This is a genomic window from Microcystis sp. M49636_WE2, from assembly GCF_030065375.1.
Classification (GTDB): Bacteria; Cyanobacteriota; Cyanobacteriia; order Cyanobacteriales; family Microcystaceae; genus Microcystis; species Microcystis aeruginosa_C.
The window spans coordinates 1-2,183 of record NZ_JASJFG010000285.1; the positions used below are offsets into that span (position 1 = coordinate 1).

A 2,183-nucleotide genomic window follows, 5' to 3' on the forward strand; every position below is an offset into this window, starting at 1 on the left:
GCACTGAAAGGATTCGTTTCTCCACCTTGATGAAATAACATCGTTGTTCCAGCAGAAGCACGAGGTTCATTAGGTTGAAATAGGCCATCGTGACTGGTATCTCGTTCCGCCATGGCTGATGCGGTAGGACACAATACTTTACCCAAGGTGGCACTTGTTCCTGTTTTATATTCGTAATATCCTTCGGGTAAACGTCCTAAATCCAGTCGTCCATCACCATTTGCATCAACCCCCATTCTGTTGCGATCAGCCAATGGATTATTACTATCTTCATACTGAGATGAGGGTTCCGTGTTAGAGGCGTATTTACGAGCGTGTTTCCCCGCGCCATCTGTCCAGATCATGTAAGTAATATCATCGTAACAACCATGCCAATCATTGACTTTTGTACTGGTTTCCTTCCGGAAAGAGATTAAGTTGCGTTTACGCAATGTTCCGCCATTATGGGTGATAATCTCGGCACAATAATCGTATTGCTCACTTTCCGATAGATTAGAAGCAGGAGGGTTGATTCCCGAACCCATCAGGCGATCAGAGGTTAAACTTTCTAGAACCCAACCGGAACAAGGTGAACTAATACGAAGCCATCTCGCACCTTGACTATCCAAACCAGCATCTACGACAGTTAAAGCCGTGTTATTGTCTAATTGACCCACTTTTTCATAGGTAGTTCCAGGTCCAGAGCGCACATTTAAGGGAGGATTGGCATCAGCAGCAAAGACTCGATGCAGCGAGGAAGTTAAAGAAGTAAAGACATAACCTTCCACAGGTTTATCAATGCGGAGCCAATTGTCATCCGTCCCTATCACGTTTAAGGGTGTGCCATTAGTCAGTTCTGTCACCACTGAAAAGTTTGTTCCTGCTCCTGAACGGACTTTTAAGGGCGGATTTGGGTCATTGACAAACACGCAATAGGAAGATTTTGTCAAGTCACGATGAACATAACCTTCAATCGGTTTACTAATTTTCAGCCAATTGCCCTCTTCACCTACAACCGTTAATCGTGTCCCGTTATCTAAACGCCCCACAGGATCATAATTACTTCCTGCACCTTTCCGCACATTTAAAGGCGGATTGGCATCACAGACAAAGACGAATTTTTCGGACTGAGGTGGATTAACGATGGGTGGTTGACTTCCTAAATATTCCTTAACTCCCGCACAAATTTTCTCAACAATTTGCTGATAACCGCCATCTCTCAACCAAGTTGCATCTTCATCATTGTCAATGAAGCAACTTTCAAGCAATATGGTGGGCATAGTACAATCATGGGTACAATTCCAGACACGACTATACCAGTCATGGACAAAAGGCGTTCCAGCGTATTCATAACCCCGTCCTTGTAAAGGCAGTCCTCGGAAGTGTTTATCGATGATTTTGATAAATTTCTCAAATTCTGGACTCCGATTCACATAGAATAACCACCAACCTTTTGCCTGTCGGTTACAAGCATTATGATGCAGACACAAACAAACATTTGCACCACTGTCATTAGCTCGTTGTTGCAAGGTGGAAAGGGAAGCTAATTCATTTTCTTGACGACAGATAATCACTTGATAATTGCCCGCCGCTTCTAAACGGGCCTTAACTTCAACTGCTTCTTTCCAGTTGTAGTCTTTTTCCCGTAAATTTAGCGTATGGTTGACTGCCCCTGAATCTGTCCCTCCATGTCCTGGCATAATAGCAACTTTGAAAATCCGTGATGGAGGAGGTTGTTCTCCACCATATTCATCTAGTAAGCTTTGAGCTTCAGGGAAAACATTTTTGACCTTACTGACATAGTTTGGGTCGGTGGCATAGCCTTTTTCCCAAATATATTGTAAATAGCCTTCCGGATCATTATCGTATTCTTCCCATCCCTGATAGGGGGAGTTCGGACGACCGATAAACCGCCAATATCCCATTGCAGCCTGTTCTGCGGTTTTCCAATGACACCAATAACAACCATTGGGTTCGCTAGGGGTAACTAACCAAATTTGATGGGTGATTTTTTCGGTGTAATTGTCGTCAATTTTATCTCGCCATTTGAGTCCACCGGGGTTTCCCGCTTCTTGAAAAAGTTTACTCGTACCTCGTGCAGATTCAACGATTGCTTGTGCTAATTGAACAACCCGTAATTTGCGATACCGAGTGGGAATTTGTTCGGTGGTAGCAACGGCACGCACATAATCAGTCCATGAGAA

The 2,183-nt window shown here is 43.9% G+C and carries 1 protein-coding gene; it reads right to left on the bottom strand.

All coding sequences use genetic code 11. The annotated features are described in order from the left end of the window. A partial coding sequence (locus PX484_RS06805; RefSeq protein ID WP_288103235.1) for an SH3 domain-containing protein occupies positions 1–2,183 on the bottom strand: 2,183 nt, incomplete at both ends.